Genomic DNA, 17,126 nt, shown 5'->3' with positions numbered 1-17,126 from the left:
CAAAATTTTTGTTACAGTCCCCTTATTTAATCACGATTGTTACCGAGTAAAAACATACATCGAAAGGCAACTTCCCGTCACACTCATTTTAGAATGATCTACCCAAGCCAATTTTATTTGTAAATTACGACCGGTTCATTGGTATTCGTGTACTGCCAAACCTTTGGCATTTGCGATGGCGGATTATTCAAACAGCCATGGGAATGATACTCGGATCGGGCACTTGGATTGCCATAAACCGATGACGGCTGCATGGTGAATCGTGCAAGCCGACTCCCGAAAGTGTTACCGGTTCCCAGTAGCCAACCGGTGAAGCGTATTTAGAACCGTCGCTATTTTTACCACGAAGCGTTGCATGCCGCTGCTTATACATGATAAAGTAAGCCCCGGTTGGCGTCGCATTACCACCCGTTAACGTTCCGGACATGATTGGAATTTTCGCCTTTAGACGACCGTCCTTGTAAACATATTCCTGCAGATTGGATAAATCAACAGCAACATACGTTTTGCCGGCCCCCCGATCACCGTATCCGGTCCCGGAAACATAGTTCTTTAGATTAATGTTTTGCGGCTTTTTCCTGGTCAGATTATGAATCAAAGCCTTTGATAAGGCCGCCTGATTAATTTTCCAGCCGTATGTGCCGCCACTTGCAACCCGAACCGTTTTGGGTTTGGTAATCGTAAATGACTTTCCCAACGTATCCACCTTGTTCGCAAACTTGGCAACCCAATTAGTTAGTTTGGTTGTTTCAAATTTGTAGTGACCGTTGGCCGTGACTTTCCCATTGGTTAACCATTTTTTGGCAGTAAAAGTAAACGGCTTATTATAAGTCGTCAGCGTAACGGTGTTGTTTAACCGTTTTTGCAATGCCCGCTGACGTGACTTGATAAGTGAACTGTTTGGTGAAGCAGCCACCTGCTTTTTCATCTTAACCGAAATAACCAGATTATCTTTCGCCTGCTTTTTAAAGGCCTTAATCATCGAAGCCTTATCAAGTTCAGTTCCCTGAACGCCCTTTTTGACCGTTACCTTTCCATTGGTTAACTTAATTGTTGAATCAACGGTTGGCTTTCGAGTTAAGTTGAGCTGATCAATTTGCTTTTCAAACTTTGGCAGAAGCGTCCTTATGCGGTATTGATAATCCCGATTTGAAACTTCGGTTTGTGCATTCATTTGTTTTGCTGCCAGCATGCTCATCGAACTTCGACGCTTGAATAATTGCTTAACATCATCGGTATCCAACTTAATTCGAGACTTCTTAACGACCAGATACTGACCGTTTTGGTCAATTTGCGATTGATTCAGTTTTTTTGTTGCTTGTGCAACGGTCAAACCTGACACGTTGACATCATTGATCCTGGTCCACTTAAAATGACTTTGAAAGTAGACGTGCAATCCAATGAATCCACCAGCCAGCAAAAGTACGATAACCGCAGAAAACCGCTTTAATTTACGGTTTCGGTTAACTCTTTTTTGCCGACCGAACTTCTCTCTTCGTGACATGGATCCAGTCAGCCCCCTTGGCAAATATTTTACTTCATTTTACGAGTATCAGAAAGTACAATCTACATATAAGCATTATGATTCAAAATCCTTAATAAAATCTTCAGCCTTTTCTAATTTCGCAATTACGACTATCTATCATATCATAAATCAGGCTGCTTTATTAAGTATTTAGCTAACGATACCTAAAAATGATGAAAGAGGTAACCTCAATGCAATTATTTATCGAACACTCTAAACCAATTCGGGCAGCTGCCGCCTATATTCGATTATCAGTCTTTGTCCTTGAACGAGGAATCGCGCTGACTGATGAATTTGATGATAAAGACAGTGACAATGAAGTTTACGCTGTCTTGTTCGATGATGCAACGCCGGTTGCCACCTGCCGGTTTGAACAGGCCGATGCCAACACATTAAAGATTGGCAGAGTTGCAACACTGAAAGCATACCGTGGTAAAGGCTTTGGTAAGAAAGTCCTAAGGGCAATGGAAATTTATGGCCAAAAACGTGGATTGACCAACTCGTTGATTCACAGTGAACTAACTGCAACCGGATTTTACGAAAAAATGGGTTACAAAGCCGTCTCAAAACCTTTTTTGGAAGACGGTGTCCCTTACGTGATTGTTAAAAAATCCCTTTATGCTCACTCATAAAAAAGCCGATCCGGTATTCACCGGACCAGCCATTTAAGTTCATTGTCGAATTTCATTATCACAGTCGCTTAATTTTTAAATGAATGAATCGGTGCCGGAATCCGACCACCCCGGTTAATCATCTTAGCAGGGCTGTTGGTATTGACCGGCATAATTGGTGCGTAGCCAAAAAGACCACCAAAGTCGATTCTTTCGCCAACTTTTTTCCCGGTTGCCGGAATAACCCGAACAGCCGTCGTTTTGTTATTAATCACGCCAATTGCGGCTTCATCAGCAATCATACCGCTGATTGTTTCAGCCGGTGTTGCACCGGGAACAGCGATCATATCCAACCCAACAGAACAGACCGCTGTCATGGCTTCGAGCTTCTCCAGATTAAGATTGCTATGCTCAACTGCTTTGATCATGCCACTGTCTTCTGATACGGGAATAAAGGCACCCGACAGGCCGCCGACATGCTCACAAGCCATAACGCCGCCCTTCTTTACCGCGTCATTCAGTAGAGCCAGGGCCGCAGTTGTTCCCGGTGCCCCAACACTTTCTAAACCGATTTCCTCCAGGATTTCCGCAACGGAATCCCCCTGACTGGGCGTCGGTGCCAGTGATAAATCAACAATTCCAAACGGCACTTTTAATCTTTCGGCAGCCACATTACCGACAAACTGTCCCATTCGGGTTACTTTAAAAGCCGTCTTTTTAATGGTTTCCGAAACAATGTCAATTGATTCGCCACGAACTTTTTCCAGAGCCCGTTTAACTACTCCGGGACCGCTAATTCCGACATTAATAACTTTATCCGCTTCGCCAACGCCATGAAAAGCACCGGCCATAAACGGATTATCTTCAACTGCATTGGCAAAAATTACCAAGCTCATGCAGCTGACGGGATCAATTGCTGCCAACTCCTTAACAACGCCACCCATTTGTTTAACGGCATCCATATTAATCCCTGCCCGAGTTGAGCCAACGTTAACGGAGCCGCAAACCCGTTTGGTTTCACTTAAAGCTTGAGGAATTGACGCAATTAACTTACGGTCCCCGGCCTGGTAGCCCTTTTGAACCAGCGCTGAGAAGCCGCCGATCAGATCAACTCCCAGCGCTTCCGCAGCTTTTTCCATTGTTTGTGCATAAGCAACATAATTTTCGTCATGGCATGCAGCAGCAATCATCGCAATCGGTGTGACCGAAAGTCGTTTATTAACAATCGGAATGCCATATTCCGATTCGATTTGATTGGCAACTTTCACCAAATCCCGTGCGCTTTTCGTCAGCTTATCATAAATTTTTTGCCGGGCTTTTTCGCCATCACTATCAATACAGTCAAATAATGAAATTCCCATCGTAATCGTTCGAATATCCAGCTTCTCTTCAGAAACCATTTGAATGGTCTCTAAAATTTGTTTTGTTTCCATTCTGAAATAATCCCCCTATAACTTCTGGATAGCATCAAACAATTCCTGACGCTGGGTATGAATATCAAGTCCGGTTTCGTTACCCAAATCATTCAGTTCTTTTTTAATGGCTTCGAAATTGCTTTCCGAATCCTGCCATTCACCCATTAACATCATCGTAAAATTTCCATCCATCAACGTTTGAGAAATATCCGTAATGTTAACTTTTAACGCTGCCAATCGCTGAGAAACTTTAGCAACAATTCCTATTTGATCGCGGCCAATCACCGTAATAACTGCTTTCATTTAATGTCATCCTTTCATCCGTCCCGGGATTATCGCATTTTATTAATAATAACCGAAAACCGGCTGATCATCAATCTACTATCAATTTTATATTTATTAGGACCAATTTTTAAAATTTAAATTTATACTGATCAACATGCTATAATAAATGGTAAATAACACTAGGAAAAGGTGGCAGCATAATGGCAACAGAAAAGGAAAAATTTTTAGCCGGCGAACCCTATAATATCATGGATCCGGAATTGGCCGCGGAGGAAACCAAAGCTCGACGGATTTGTAAAATGATGAATGAACTGGACGATACTGCCAGCGAAGAAAAAGACCAACTGATTCGGCAACTATTTGGATCAGTTGGTAAAAGCCCGTGGGTCCAGCCTAATTTCCGCTGTGACTTTGGGTACAATATTCACGTTGGCGATTACTTTATGTGCAATTACGATAACGTGATTTTGGATATTGCCCCGGTAACAATTGGCAATCACTGCATGCTGGCGCCTCACGTTCAAATCTATGCCGCTTATCATCCCTGGACCCCAGCGAACGGGAAGCTTCACTGGATTGGGAAAACCGGTCACGCTTGGCGACGACGTTTGGGTTGGCGGTGGCTCTGTGATTCTGCCGGGTGTTACCCTTGGTAATAATGTCATCGTTGGTGCTAATTCAACCGTTACCAAATCTTTTGGTGATAACCTCATTATCGCGGGAAATCCAGCCCGGGTAATCCGTGAAAATCCGGTAAAATTAAAAAAATAAGCCAAATGGTGTTGACATTATAAAAATATGGGTGTAAATTAATGACAATCATTAAATTCACATTAGAAAAAAGCCATGAAGAGAAACATTGTTGCGTATCTGTAATCAGAGAGTTGCTGGTTGGTGAGAAGCAAGTTACGGATTCAAACAATTATCGTCTCTGAGCTGTGCAGCCAAACGTTATAGTAGGCTACATTGGGAACACCCATTATTGTGTCAGCGTATCGTATTTGTTACTGTACGTGTGAGGTAGTCTTAGCGATAAGGCTATAAAGATAAGGTGGTACCACGCTAAAGCGTCCTTTAATTATCAATTATATGATAGTTAAAGGACGCTTTTTTGTTATTTAATGAGAATTAACTTTAAAGGTGGTGAGGACATATGAAATCGGACATTAGCAACTCTAACGATAATCCGGGTCAGATTCAGATTCATCAGTTAGTGGCTGTTGATCAACTAAGTTTTTCACAACATAGTATTCAATTGTTTTTCACGAATATGGTTCACGACATAGCTTCAACATTTTACGACATAGTTTCAAATGACATAATCGGCACATATTCGTCCTCACGCTTTTTAATAAGCGGGGACAAACAAAATTAACTAAATTTATGGAGGTCACGCTTATGGATACACAAAAACAAGCAACATTGACATTATCAACCAAGGAAAATGAATTTGCAGAAAAACTTTTCAACGCTTATCAATCACATAAAGCGTTAAAGGAGTCCGATTGGCAGAACGTGGTAACTGATGAAGCAACTGCTTATAACGTTCAAAAGCGTTTTACCGAACTCAAAGGCGAAGATGTTGGCGGCTATAAGGTTTCCTTAACCAGCAAACAAACCCAGGATATGTTTGATTCCGATTCGCCGCTCTACGGTGCCCAGGTTAAGAGTCACTTTGTTCAATCACCCGTGACGCTGCACCGACAAGAATTAATGGAACCACTGGCAGAAGTTGAAATGCTGTTTACTGCTAAAGAAGCTCTCAGCAGCAGTGATTCATTGGAAGATCTTTTAAAGAAAACCAAGGTGGCACCGGCTGTGGAAGTACCTGATTCACGATTCAGTGACTGGTTCCCAAGCCTTTCCAAATACATGGTCATGGCTGATGCGGCAGTTGGCGGCTTCGTTGTTTACGGTCAGGAAGTAGATGCTACCCGTCTGTTCGATAGCGTCGATGACTTGGCGAACGTAAAATGCCAATTATTCCATAATGGTAAAAAATTAAAGGACGGTGCTTCATCAGAAGTACTTGGTAACCCGTTGAATTCACTTCAATGGCTGGTTAAAAAGTTGGAAGATCAAGGTCAACCACTTCAAGCTGGTCAACGGGTTTCAAGCGGTACGTTCCTTTTGCCGGAGTCCTTGACTGATGGCGAATGGAAAGCCACCTTTGACCAGGGACTTGGAGCCGTCTTCCTAAACGTTGCCAAAGATTAATACTTAACTGAGTTACTTTACTGAAAACGGTCGACTGCAAAAGGTCGATCGTTTTTTATTTTCAATTGGAAATAGCAATTCCTGGTTGCTGTTTTTTTATTTCCAAGTGAATAGTGTCCTTACTCATTTAATTCAAGCGCTTTTTACGATACGCCGCTCCCAAAGCCTGTGGTATATTAAGAGTTGGAAATAATACGAAGGGAATTAATCCATTATGTCAATCAAAAGCCGGTTTATCTATTTTTCAGGGTTACTGTTCTTAAGTATCTGTCTGGGCCTAAACGTGCCAACAGCGTCGACACCTGGCTTGGCCGCATCAAAAGCAATGGTTACCGATACCAAGTCCCCCCTTTCCGAACGAGCAGCCCGTAAGCTGATTCACCGGACACCTGACATGAACCCAACCACCCCCGTTCAATCCTTGCGCAAACGGGATTACATGGCCAATGAAAAGCTATTCGACGTTTCTTACAACATCTTTCACTTCTCACCTAAAATAATGTTTAAAGCCAATACCACAACGCTATACGTTTCGTCTCGCCGATTAGCACCACTGCTAAACACAGCAATGGCCAAGTGGAACCAAGCACTTGGCAAAACCGTTTTTAAGATGGGAACGGCCAAGCAGGCTTCCCTGCCGGTAAAGTTTGGTCATGCCAGCCAAAAAAATTGGGATGGGCTTTACACGGGTAAGACAATCTACATTGACAAGGCCCACTTTGACGACCCCAAATACCCATTGGCCTATATCAAACCCGCCCTGGCTGCTCAGATGTCCATTAAACAATATTGGACAGGTGTGCTGGCCCATGAGCTGGGACACACACTTGGGTTGGATCATACCGCCTACCAGGCCGATTTAATGTACGCCCCTACCAGCAATGGTAATATTGTTGCCAAGTACCCGTGGCAAAATCCGCTTCAAAAAACAGCCACCGGATTAGACGGGACTGAGATGGCTAAAATTTCAACTCGGGATTTAAATCGGGCAAAGTTAGCTGAAAAATTAGGATATTGGTAAATTAGCAAATATCTAAAAATTATTATTAATAAATTGTCTAAAAAAGCAGTGACGACTCAGCATCGAACTTAACCCAATGCTGAATCGTCACTGCTTTAATTAATCGGTAGTCGTTATTAAAACAGATTCAATTTTTTGATTCGTTGACAAGCTTCCGTAAATCTTGGTTCATCAATTAACAGGCCGACGCGAACGAAGCCTTCACCACCAGCGCCAAACCCGTTTCCAGGTGCAACGGCCACCGCCGCTTTATCCAGCAATAAATCCGCAAATGACTCACTGGTATAGCCTTCGGGGACCGGCATCCAAGCATAGAATGAACCGCCTGAATGATACGGTTCCCAGCCAATCGCGCGAGCTGCTTTAAAGAACTGATTTCGTCTTTTCTCATACAGGGCGACCAATTTCCGAACCGTTTGCTGATCACTGTTTAGGGCAGTAATTGCTGCTTTTTGCATTGCAGGAAAGACGCTGACAAACAGATGATCTTGGATTAAATTAATGGCTTCAATCATATCCGCGTTGCCAGCAGCAAAACCAATTCGCCAGCCAGCCATATTATAAGATTTGGAGAAGGTATAGGTCTCAATACCAACATCTTTGGCGCCGGGCGTTTGAAGAAAGCTGATTGGCCGTTTACCGTCAAAGCCGATCGCACCGTATGCAAAGTCATGGACAACGCCGATATGGTTTTGATTGGCAAAAGCCACTGTTTTTTTGAAAAACTCGGGAGTTGCAACCGCCCCCGTCGGATTATTCGGATAGTTGAGATACATTAGTTTGGCATCTGAAACAACTTTTGGATCCAATTCATCATAGTCAGGCATAAAATCGTTTGCTTCTCTTAAACGCATCAATTGTAATTTAACTTGGGCAAGTGCAACCCCTGATAAGTAATCCGGATACCCCGGATCTGGAAGCAGCATGGTATCTCCTGGATTTAAAATGGCAAACGGCAACTCCACCAAACCAATCTTTGAACCGCCCAAAATAGCAATTTCTTTTTCCGGATCCAGCTCAACGCCATATTCCCGTTTGTAAAAGGCGGCGGCTGCCTGTTTTAAAGCCGGATCACCGCGAAATTGGGAATACTTATGGTTGGCAGGAATGGCGGTTTGTTCCTGCATTGATTTTACAATAAAGTCTGGGGTCGGTTGATCGGGGTTCCCCTGCCCCAGATTAATAACATCCGCGCCGGTAGCCACCTTGGCATTCACCTTTTTGACAAGACTGGCAAAAAATTGTTTCGGTAAATTTTGAAGTACTTTCGATTCTGGAAATTTCAAACTGATTCCTCCAATACTGATCATCTAACTAAGCGATCGATTATGTAACCGGGCATCGCAAATAACAGCCCTTTTGGCTTAAAAATAGCAACACTATCTTTAAGTGTGTCATGATAATTATGAGTAAAACCACCATAATTGTCAATGTAATTTTAATGATTCGCTAATAAATAATTACGCGTGGCTAACCATGCGACTAAGGGATCTCCCCTATTAATTATCAACGCAACGCTATACATTCGGGTTAATTTCTGCTAAAATAGTCACATTATTGTATGTTATATTTTATTACATACGTGTAGGAGGAATATTATGAAACACAGATTGTCAAAGCCCCTAAGATGGGTTATCTTTGGGGTGGCATTTTTAATGTGTCTTATTTTTTCAAATACGGCCCAAGCCAAGACTTATCAAATTGGGACCGATGTTACTTATCCACCCTTTGAATTTGCGAATAAACATAATCAATATGTCGGTATTGATATCGATATTATGAATGCAATTGCAAAAGAAGAGGGCTTCAAGGTTCATATTAAACCTGTCGGCTTCAACGCAGCGGTTCAAGCTGTCCAGTCAGGCCAGGAAGACGGTGTTATTGCTGGAATGACAATTACACCGGATCGTCAAGCCAAATTCGATTTTGGGACGCCCTACTATAAAACGGGCGTTGTCATGGCAGTTGCCAAGAATAGTCGGATTTCCAGCTTTAAACAGCTTAAAGGAAAGCGGGTTGCCCTGAAAACAGGCACAGCCGCTGCCGACTACGCCAACAGCATTAAAAAGAAATACAGCTTTAAGACCGTCACTTTCGATGATTCCGATAATATGTATCAAGACGTCACGACCGGTAATTCAGTGGCCTGCTTTGAAGATCAACCAGTTATGCAGTACGGCATTAAGCAGGGTTTAAAATTAAAAATTGTTTCCAAGCCGGCAAATACCGGCTGGTATGGTTTCGCTGTCAAAAAAGGAACCAATCGAGCACTTATTTCAAAATTTAATGCCGGCTTAAAGAAGATCAAAGCCAACGGTACCTATGATCGGATAGTTGGTAAATATCTCGGCAGCAAAACCAATCAAGCCGTTAAGGGAAAAACATTCACGATTGGAACGGACGTTACCTTTCCCCCGTTTGAATTTGCCAACAAACATAACAAATACGTCGGCATTGATATGGACCTGATACGATCGATTGCCAATGAACAGGGATTTAAGGTTAAAATTAAACCATTGGGATTCAACGCGGCGGTTCAAGCTGTCGAATCCGGTCAGATTGACGGGGTGATTGCAGGGATGTCCATTACCAATGCCCGCAAAAAACAGTTTGACTTCTCGGATCCCTACTACACTTCAGGTGTTGTGATGGCTGTCGCAAATAACGGTAAGGTTAAATCACTTTCCCAACTTCGCGGGAAAAAAGTGGCTGTTAAAACTGGAACCGCTGGTGCTGATTATGCCAACAGCCTTAAGAAGAAGTACGGCTTTACAGTTACAACGTTCGACGACTCAAATAATATGTATCAGGATGTCGTCACAGGAAATTCAGCGGCTTGTTTTGAAGATCAGCCGGTCATGCAATATGCTATCAAACAAGGTACCAAACTCAAAATTGCCACAAAACCGGCTGAAAGTGCCCCATATGGCTTTGCGGTTAAAAGAGGTCAAAACCAGGCGCTTCTCAGTGCATTCAACAATGGCTTAAAGGATTTAAAAGCAAGTGGAACCTATGATGATATTAAAGCAAAATATTTGGGTACCGGTGGCTCACAAGCCTCAGTTAAGTCAACTGGCAGCAGTACCGAAGATCGTAGCTTCATCGGTTTAATTAAACAAAATAAGGGCGCGCTATTGTCCGGTTTGCAGGAAACCATGTGGCTAACCGTTGTTTCGATCTTTTTTGCGACTATTTTCGGTGTCATCGTTGGTTTATTGGGTGTTGTTCCGGGAAAAGCTTTCAATTGGCTCTCGAGCATATTGATTTACATTTTCAGGGGGATGCCGTTGCTGGTACTGGCACTCTTTATCTACACGGGAATTCCAAGCTTAACCGGTGAAAAGATTCCCGCCTTTGTTGCCGGTGTTATTACCTTGACATTTAATGAAGGAGCCTATATCGCTGCTTTTGTTAAAGGTGGGATTGAAGCCGTTGATCCCGGACAAATGGAAGCCGCTCGAAGTCTGGGGCTGCCATTTGGAAAATCAATGCGTAAAGTTATTTTACCGCAGGGAATTAGAATCATGATCCCATCATTTATCAATCAATTTATTATCACCTTAAAGGATACGTCGATTTTATCCATTATCGGACTACTTGAATTGACACAAACCGGTAAAATTATTATTGCCAGAAACCTTGAAGGCTTCAAGGTTTGGACAATCGTTGCCTTAATGTATCTAATCATCATTACCCTGTTAACTTGGCTATCCAACTGGGTACAAAGGAGAACAAATGTATGAGCGAAAAAGTTAAAGTAACCAACCTGGTTAAAACCTTTGGTACCAATGAAGTTCTAAAGGGGATTAATTTAACCGTTCAAGATAATGAAGTTGTTGTGATTATCGGCCCTTCAGGATCCGGTAAAAGTACCCTGCTGCGAACTTTGAACAAACTGGAGGAACCTACTTCCGGATCAATTGTGATTGATAATACCGATATTGCTAACAAAAATGTCAATATGAACACAATCCGAGAAAATATCGGGATGGTTTTTCAGCACTTCAACCTTTTCAATAATTTAACTGTTGGCGAAAACATTATGTTGGCTCCGGTTGAATTAAAAAAAGAAACAAAAGCAGAAGCTTCGAAGCAGGCAAAACAATTATTAGACACAGTTGGTTTAAAAGAAAAATTTAGTGCCAGAGTTCAGTCCCTTTCCGGCGGCCAACAACAGCGAGTGGCCATTGCCCGTGCTTTGGCTATGAATCCGGATATTATGTTGTTTGATGAGCCAACCAGTGCCCTTGATCCCGAAATGGTCGGCGACGTTCTAGAAGTTATGAAGGACTTGGCCAAAAAGGGAATGACCATGATTGTGGTAACTCATGAAATGGGCTTTGCCAAAGAAGTGGCCGATCGAGTTGTCTTCGTTGATGATGGTCAAATTCTTGAGCAAGGAACCCCTGATCAAATCTTTGGCCACCCAAAAAACGAACGTTTAAGAGATTTTCTAAACAAGATTTTGAACGTTTAAGATTTTTAAACATTGATTTATTAAGATTGATATCTTCGGATGTCGGTCTTTTTTATTTGGGATAAATTATTTTTGTTGCTAAGCGTTTGGATCGCCAACTGGAACTTAAGCGTTTGTGTTACTACTAATACTTGTACTTGTTTTGACAGTTTCCAGCCGATTTATACTAAAATCCACAACTGATAACAATCGTGATGTTGGCGGTACCGGTGCCAAAACTTTTAGAAAAATAACTATCGAATCAGATTATTTTGATTCTCATTTTAGTCCCCCACTCTCAAGTTAAGTGTTGAATATGAATGCGCAAAGCAAAAATTCAGCATCATTTGTTATAGCGTGCTGATCCCTAAGCATTTAATCGCCTTCTGTAAGACTTGGTAACAGGCTTTGATATGATATTCAACCATGCTTTGGTAGCAGGAATAACATGCGGTTAACGTGAGAATTGCTGATTCACTAGCCCCACGCTTATCCTTGATAAGATTTCCCTTTTAATCATCAAAATATTGCTGCTTTATGAGTTTAGCCAATCGTTGCCTAATAGATGCTCTTAACGACTTTTAATTCAGACAGCGTCTGCGGGAGGCTTACGCCATTGTCAAAATTTTGATTAGAAACAATCCTCAGTCAATATATACCAGTTAATCGTGGGTATTGTATTAAAACGGTTAGCCGCATTTTAAAGAACAGCCGCAGTTTTTTAGTAATTATTTGGAGAGCAGGTGGTCCAATGTTTCAGGTGATGGATTCGACTACTGCCAGCAAGATAATGAATACCATACTGGTGGTAGTCAGGAGCACACTGTAAATCCATCTTGTAAATCCGTCTTACGAACAATTTCATAGCTGATGGTGTACATCTTTAGCAGTAAGTTTATGTAGCGATACTTAAGTTTGACTGCGTTCACCAAGTTGACATTGTCAATAATGAGCTCGAGTAGTACGCTTGATTTGAATAAGGAGATGTCTTTTCTTAGTTTGTCTGGTCACTATTAAGCATCGGTTTCCATGGCCTACTTGTATGCTTGGCTCAGTATTGCAGCTCAATTTTAAATTCGGCAGCTCCAATTAATAACTTAACGATAATCTATGACTCAATGTGATAAAATTAATAGTGTCTTAGTAATACAAACCAATTAAAAACGATGGGTTACTAATTTTGAAATGCCGGCACATCAAGGATTCTTTAGTGTATTCCCCACGCATGTGGGGGTGATCCCTTCTTCAACGGGGTTGTGTAACAAATCCCAAGGTATTCCCCACGCATGTGGGGGTGATCCTCCGCGTTGGTCAGGGAAAAGTTAATCGGAAAAGTATTCCCCACGCATGTGGGGGGGTGATCCTAACGTCATCCGGAACTGAGACACCAGATTCTTGTATTCCCCACGCATGTAGGGTTGAACTCGAGGCCGGCTTCCTGCAATGCAGCTAGAAATGGCTCGGTATGACAATGACGCACTTAACCACATGACGGATTATCGATTTATTGAAGCATTGGGGCTTGATGAATCGCTGGTTAGATATATAAGGAGATGATGTGATAAATATTTTAAAGGGAGTTTTTATTAAAAAATATTCTGGGGGTAAGAGAAATGGATGAAGAAACAAAATTTTGCATTAATTGTGAGAAAAAGATACCTAAATCAGCGGAATTTTGTCCTTTTTGTGGTGCAAAACAAGTTGCATCTGATTCAACAAATGATAATGGAACGATCACACTTAAAGGGGCTAATGTCGCTGAACAAAATGAAATTTTTAGATATAACGAAAATAAACACCCGGGTATGTTTACCAGCTTCAAATTATATTTAAAAGATGCTTTTATAATTTCCAAACGAATTGGTCGGGCAGATTATTGGTGGTCTTATTTAACGGTTGCAATTATTCAATTTATCTTTAGCTTGCTTCTTTTCGGTTGGTTAATTGCCTATCCAATCATGTTAATTAACATTGACGGGTCTATCTCTATTAATTCAGGGAAATTCACATTGGTGGCTTTATTATCTATTCCAATGGCGATTTTAGGAATAGCATCATTTACTAGTATGATTCGCCGTTTGCATGATACAGGGCATTCTGGAAATTTCATGTGGTTTTTGCTTCTCCCGATAATTGGGCCAATTGTTTTACTGATTATGACTATTTTTAAATCTTCAAAACAAGGTGAACGTTTTGAAAAAAAGGCCGAGACACGTCGATGGTACAAAAAATGGTGGACTTGGTTAATTGTTTTAGCTCTTGCTGTTTTGTACACTTTCAGTTTAGCAAGTATCTCATCTGCTGATTTTTCTGATCTTGATTACTCTCAATCCTCTTCAACAACCAATAGCAATAGTGACAGTACTGAAAGTTCAGAAAATAAAACTGCTAATTCTTCATCTAAAAAGAGTGATAACAATACAGTTACCCTTTCGGATGGAACTAAAGTTACTGTGTTGAGTAAATTATCTTATAATCCCAATACCACAGATACAAGCTGGCACGGATCTAAATTAGTGGTTAAAAAAGTTAACGTTGTTAAAACAAAACCTTTTAAATATGAAGGCGACGACAGTACTTATATGGCTCACGGCATCATCTATCTAAAGTATAGTTATACGCCGACTCTTGATGTCACACCAATGGATAATGAAGCTACAATAAGTACTAACACTGGGGTTCAAGCGGAAATCGATTCTATGGATAGCCAAACTTTTGATGACATTGATTCGGGTGTCACAAAAACTGCTGAAGCAATTTTTCCAATATCTAAATTAAACAATGTTGGTTCAATAACTACCCTCCGCTTAAAATTCCCGGTTTCTCCGCAAAACACTAATAGTGATGACTGGAAAGATTACGATCTAACAATTAATTTAAATAATTAACGATTAATCTCTTTTCGGTTTCAAAAAATTCACGCAAAATTATGTATACCTTTAAAAGCCACGTGGGCTTTTATTTAACAATTATTAAGAACGTACGTACGGAGGAATGTTGATATGGCAGGTTCGAGTTAGCTACATTGATAAATTTGGCAAGAATAAACTAATTTCCAAAAGTGGTTTCCGCACCAAACGGGAAGCCCAGGAATACGGTAACAAACTAGAATATGAATACAATCGCGGGGGCGATCTCAAAAATAAAAACGTTGGCTTTATCACCTATTTAGTTAAGTGGTATCAGACATTTCATGAACCACAATTGGCCGAAGGCACTAAAAAGAAATATCTCTATACGATTAAAGTAGCCACTGATTATTTTGGCCAAACTCGGCTCAAGGACATCTCAACGACTACTTATCAAAAATTTTTACGGTAATGGCGATGGGACAGACGCCCACCCCGCGCATGCGAAAGCAACAGCGGAAAAAATTAATACCCACATTCGCGCCTGCGTTAAAAACGCAATCAACGAGGGTATTATTCACCATGATTTTACGGCCAATACGCATTTGGTTTTTGATCCCAAACACACGCGGGGCATTCACTATCTCAATTTAAATCAAGCAACCGAACTTGTGCATTATTTAAAAGCTCACTTGGATTTGGCCCACATGACCAACTATATGTCACTAACAGCACTGATGACCGGCATGCGAGCGGCTGAAATTACCGCCTTGACTTGGGATAGTTTAGATCGCAAAAAGCACATGCTAAAAATTGATAAATCGTGGGACTTCTCACTGAAAAATTTTAAAGCTACCAAGAACCATTCTTCTAATCGCACGATTGAAATTAATCCGCAATTAATCGAAGTTCTGACCAAGCTGCAATTTGATCAAAATATGTATCTCAATACGCATCACAAGACCAATCCGAAAAATTTGATCTTCATGACGCGTTACGGCAATGTACCCGAATACAATGCGTTAAATCACCACGTGACGCGTTAAAACAGGCCGGTATTGATACCTACCTCACCTTTCACGGTCTGCGTCACACGCATGCATCAATTCTGCTATATAAAGTGTATCAATTGCCTATATCTCGCAGCGACTGGGCCATGAGAATATTGATACGACCACCCATATTTATTTACACATTATTCAAGAATTGGAAAACAAAGAATCGGAAAAAGCATCGCAATCCATGGATCAACTGTTAAGTGCCAAATGATCATGTGCCAAATTTTGTGCCAAATTTTTACTTCAAAAAATGGCCGTTGTGCCAAATTGTGCCAAACAGATATGAAAAAGTATGCTAAACTATCCAAATTTCCAGATGACAAAAAAGCAGGAACGCTGTTATATCACCGTTCCTGCTTTTTAAAACTAACCTATATAATGCTCTGATACCGGAGGTGGGTTCGAACCCACACGTCCTCAACGGACACTGGATTTTGAGTCCAGCGCGTCTGCCAGTTCCGCCACTCCGGCATAATATAGTTGATTGGCCATTATATGGATAAAGGCGGTAATCGGATTCGAACCGACGATGAAGGTTTTGCAGACCTCTGCCTTACCACTTGGCTATACCGCCATAACTTTGGCTAACCCAACTGGGTTAGCTGGATTCGAACCAGCGCATGACAGAGTCAAAGTCTGTTGCCTTACCACTTGGCTATAACCCAATCAAAGGGCGGTAGGTGGGAATCGAACCCACGCGTGTCGGATCCACAAACCGATGTGTTAACCACTTCACCACTACCGCCATAGTATTATTAACAGGGATAGTAGGAGTTGAACCCACACCGACGGTTTTGGAGACCGTAGTTCTACCATTAAACTATATCCCTATGATGGAGGGGAGTGGATTCGAACCACCGAACCCGAAGGAGCGGATTTACAGTCCGCCGCGTTTAGCCAGACTTCGCTACCCCTCCATAAATGGCGCGGGACAGAATCGAACTGCCGACACATGGAGCTTCAATCCATTGCTCTACCGACTGAGCTACCGAGCCAAATAACCATTAACAGAGATAATAATACTAAGTTGTGTATTCAATTTTCAAATACATAACAACGGTTCGTACGAGACTCGAACTCGTGACCTCCTGCGTGACAGGCAGGCGTCCTAAACCGACTAGACCAACGAACCAGGCTGTTATGGAATGGAGGATACAGGGATCGAACCTGTGACCTCCTGCTTGTAAGGCAGATGCTCTCCCAGCTGAGCTAATCCTCCATAAATGACCCGTACGGGATTTGAACCCATGTTACCGCCGTGAAAGGGCGGTGTCTTAACCACTTGACCAACGGGTCATAAAACTTATTATTCGGTTACGGAGAGTAAGGGATTCGAACCCTTGAAACAGGCTTTTACCCGTTTACATCATTTCCAATGATGCTCCTTCGGCCAGCTCGGACAACTCTCCAGTTAAATAATAACTCCGGCAGGCGGGCTCGAACCGTCGACAACCTGATTAACAGTCAGGTGCTCTACCAACTGAGCTATGCCGGAATAATTGCGTGGCAACGTCCTACTTGCAGGGGGCGATCCCCCAACTACTCTTGGCGTACAGAAGCTTAACTACTGTGTTCGGCATGGGAACAGGTGTCTCCTTCTGGCTATAGCCACCACACTATTTTCCTGAAAGAACTTCGTTCTCTCAAAACTAGCTAATATTAATTTTCCGCTTCAGAACCACCACGTCT

General features: G+C 41.9%; 12 protein-coding genes, 12 tRNA genes, 1 rRNA gene, 1 pseudogene and 1 other annotated feature. Of the genes and pseudogenes, 9 read left to right on the top strand and 17 right to left on the bottom strand.

Annotation, left to right across the window (positions count from 1 at the left end):
• Positions 1-187 precede the first annotated feature (187 nt).
• On the bottom strand, positions 188-1,504 hold the full coding sequence (locus tag JCM14108_RS12140; protein ID WP_237745825.1) for a L,D-transpeptidase family protein: 1,317 nt from the start codon (positions 1,502-1,504) through the stop codon (positions 188-190).
• Positions 1,505-1,716: 212 nt separating this feature from the next.
• Between JCM14108_RS12140 and JCM14108_RS12135 the strand changes: the two genes are divergently transcribed.
• A complete protein-coding gene (locus JCM14108_RS12135; RefSeq protein WP_035181132.1) occupies positions 1,717-2,157 on the top strand; it encodes a GNAT family N-acetyltransferase in 441 nt (146 codons plus the stop codon).
• 68 nt (positions 2,158-2,225) lie between these two features.
• On the opposite strand, the gene JCM14108_RS12130 is transcribed toward JCM14108_RS12135, so the two are convergent.
• Entirely contained in the window at positions 2,226-3,569 is a 1,344-nt protein-coding gene (locus JCM14108_RS12130) for a PFL family protein (RefSeq protein WP_035181131.1), read from the bottom strand.
• A gap of 15 nt (positions 3,570-3,584) precedes the next feature.
• Positions 3,585-3,854, bottom strand: coding sequence for an ACT domain-containing protein (locus JCM14108_RS12125; protein ID WP_035181129.1), 270 nt, complete (start codon positions 3,852-3,854; stop codon positions 3,585-3,587).
• A gap of 182 nt (positions 3,855-4,036) precedes the next feature.
• Between JCM14108_RS12125 and JCM14108_RS12120 the strand changes: the two are divergent.
• The 3 genes and pseudogenes from JCM14108_RS12120 (at position 4,037) to JCM14108_RS12105 (ending at position 7,074) form a co-directional block, all read left to right on the top strand.
• A pseudogene (locus JCM14108_RS12120) lies at positions 4,037-4,607 on the top strand (sugar O-acetyltransferase).
• Between the two features lie 66 nt (positions 4,608-4,673).
• Positions 4,674-4,914 (top strand) — a binding site (T-box leader).
• Positions 4,915-5,219: 305 nt separating this feature from the next.
• Positions 5,220-6,053, top strand: a complete 834-nt coding sequence (locus JCM14108_RS12110; RefSeq protein WP_035181126.1) for a 2-keto-4-pentenoate hydratase — start codon at positions 5,220-5,222, stop codon at positions 6,051-6,053.
• Positions 6,054-6,267: 214 nt separating this feature from the next.
• Positions 6,268-7,074, top strand: coding sequence for a matrixin family metalloprotease (locus JCM14108_RS12105; protein ID WP_051996167.1), 807 nt, complete (start codon positions 6,268-6,270; stop codon positions 7,072-7,074).
• Between the two features lie 116 nt (positions 7,075-7,190).
• Here JCM14108_RS12105 and JCM14108_RS12100 read toward each other — a convergent pair whose 3' ends face one another.
• Positions 7,191-8,360 (bottom strand): pyridoxal phosphate-dependent aminotransferase, encoded by a 1,170-nt coding sequence (locus JCM14108_RS12100; protein ID WP_035181124.1) that lies wholly within the window; start codon positions 8,358-8,360, stop codon positions 7,191-7,193.
• Between the two features lie 312 nt (positions 8,361-8,672).
• Here JCM14108_RS12100 and JCM14108_RS12095 point away from each other — a divergent pair, with 312 nt between their 5' ends.
• The 5 genes from JCM14108_RS12095 (at position 8,673) to JCM14108_RS14140 (ending at position 15,425) form a co-directional block, all read left to right on the top strand.
• Positions 8,673-10,817 (top strand): amino acid ABC transporter substrate-binding protein/permease, encoded by a 2,145-nt coding sequence (locus tag JCM14108_RS12095; protein WP_035181122.1) that lies wholly within the window; start codon positions 8,673-8,675, stop codon positions 10,815-10,817.
• Positions 10,814-11,551: an amino acid ABC transporter ATP-binding protein gene (locus JCM14108_RS12090; protein ID WP_035181121.1), complete on the top strand. Its 738-nt coding sequence runs from the start codon at positions 10,814-10,816 to the stop codon at positions 11,549-11,551. Before JCM14108_RS12095 ends, JCM14108_RS12090 begins: the two co-directional genes overlap by 4 nt.
• Before the next feature lie 1,592 nt (positions 11,552-13,143).
• The gene (locus tag JCM14108_RS12085) at positions 13,144-14,418 is read left to right on the top strand and encodes a DUF805 domain-containing protein (RefSeq protein WP_035181118.1); all 1,275 of its coding nucleotides are present in this window, start codon (positions 13,144-13,146) and stop codon (positions 14,416-14,418) included.
• Between the two features lie 106 nt (positions 14,419-14,524).
• The gene (locus tag JCM14108_RS14145; protein WP_051996165.1) at positions 14,525-14,851 is read left to right on the top strand and encodes an Arm DNA-binding domain-containing protein; all 327 of its coding nucleotides are present in this window, start codon (positions 14,525-14,527) and stop codon (positions 14,849-14,851) included.
• Positions 14,793-15,425, top strand: a complete 633-nt coding sequence (locus tag JCM14108_RS14140; protein WP_051996163.1) for a tyrosine-type recombinase/integrase — start codon at positions 14,793-14,795, stop codon at positions 15,423-15,425. The genes JCM14108_RS14145 and JCM14108_RS14140 overlap by 59 nt, the downstream gene beginning before the upstream one ends.
• Before the next feature lie 399 nt (positions 15,426-15,824).
• Here JCM14108_RS14140 and JCM14108_RS12075 read toward each other — a convergent pair.
• The 13 genes from JCM14108_RS12075 to rrf all read right to left on the bottom strand — a co-directional run bounded on the left by JCM14108_RS12075 (position 15,825) and on the right by rrf (position 17,053).
• A tRNA-Leu gene (locus JCM14108_RS12075) sits at positions 15,825-15,908 on the bottom strand.
• A gap of 32 nt (positions 15,909-15,940) precedes the next feature.
• A tRNA-Cys gene (locus tag JCM14108_RS12070) sits at positions 15,941-16,011 on the bottom strand.
• 19 nt (positions 16,012-16,030) lie between these two features.
• A tRNA-Gln gene (locus JCM14108_RS12065) sits at positions 16,031-16,102 on the bottom strand.
• A gap of 7 nt (positions 16,103-16,109) precedes the next feature.
• Positions 16,110-16,182, bottom strand: a tRNA-His gene (locus tag JCM14108_RS12060).
• Positions 16,183-16,196: 14 nt separating this feature from the next.
• Positions 16,197-16,267: transfer RNA gene (locus JCM14108_RS12055), tRNA-Trp, on the bottom strand.
• Positions 16,268-16,271: 4 nt separating this feature from the next.
• A tRNA-Tyr gene (locus JCM14108_RS12050) sits at positions 16,272-16,354 on the bottom strand.
• 5 nt (positions 16,355-16,359) lie between these two features.
• Positions 16,360-16,432: transfer RNA gene (locus JCM14108_RS12045), tRNA-Phe, on the bottom strand.
• Between the two features lie 62 nt (positions 16,433-16,494).
• Positions 16,495-16,569, bottom strand: a tRNA-Asp gene (locus JCM14108_RS12040).
• A gap of 14 nt (positions 16,570-16,583) precedes the next feature.
• Positions 16,584-16,656, bottom strand: a tRNA-Val gene (locus tag JCM14108_RS12035).
• Between the two features lie 5 nt (positions 16,657-16,661).
• A tRNA-Glu gene (locus JCM14108_RS12030) sits at positions 16,662-16,733 on the bottom strand.
• Positions 16,734-16,754: 21 nt separating this feature from the next.
• Positions 16,755-16,846, bottom strand: a tRNA-Ser gene (locus tag JCM14108_RS12025).
• Positions 16,847-16,859: 13 nt separating this feature from the next.
• Positions 16,860-16,932 (bottom strand) — tRNA-Asn (locus tag JCM14108_RS12020).
• 6 nt (positions 16,933-16,938) lie between these two features.
• Positions 16,939-17,053 (bottom strand): 5S ribosomal RNA (rrf, locus tag JCM14108_RS12015).
• Between the last annotated feature and the right edge of the window lie 73 nt (positions 17,054-17,126).

The organism is Lentilactobacillus farraginis DSM 18382 = JCM 14108, assembly GCF_000583655.1.
Lineage (GTDB): Bacteria > Bacillota > Bacilli > Lactobacillales > Lactobacillaceae > Lentilactobacillus > Lentilactobacillus farraginis.
The sequence above is the reverse complement of the archived record's forward strand: the minus strand, read 5'-3'. Positions and strand labels throughout refer to the sequence as shown.